At 66.9% G+C, this 372-nt stretch carries 1 protein-coding gene; it reads left to right on the forward strand.

The window, feature by feature from the left end; translation table 11 throughout:
- On the forward strand, positions 1-372 hold a 372-nt coding region (locus NE591_RS13255; protein WP_256156865.1), incomplete at both ends, for a hypothetical protein.

Genomic DNA, 372 nt, shown 5'->3' on the forward strand with positions numbered 1-372 from the left:
CTCGCCGAGGAATTCGAGAAGCAGAACCCGGTGTACGTGGCCGGGAAGTCGTCCTACGACCTGCTGCGCACCATGCTGCCGCTGCTTCCCTGCGAGGAGCTGCCCGTGCCGAGTCTCCGCTACGACCGCACGCCGGACTTCTGGGTCGGGTGGGTGCTCGCGCACTACCAGATGGTCACGGGGTGCTCGTACCGATCCATCTTCGCGACGGCCACCTACGACGAAATTCGCTCCATGTACTGGCCGCTGCACGAGGCCCCGAGGGCAAGTTCGTCGCCGTTTTCGACGAGATGCGCACCGAGCGCGCGGGGGCCACTAACCTCCGCATGCTGCGGGAGGCAGCCGGCCTCTCCCAGTCGCAGCTGGCGAAGG

Source organism: Adlercreutzia sp. DFI.6.23 (assembly GCF_024462535.1).
GTDB lineage: Bacteria > Actinomycetota > Coriobacteriia > Coriobacteriales > Eggerthellaceae > Adlercreutzia > Adlercreutzia rubneri.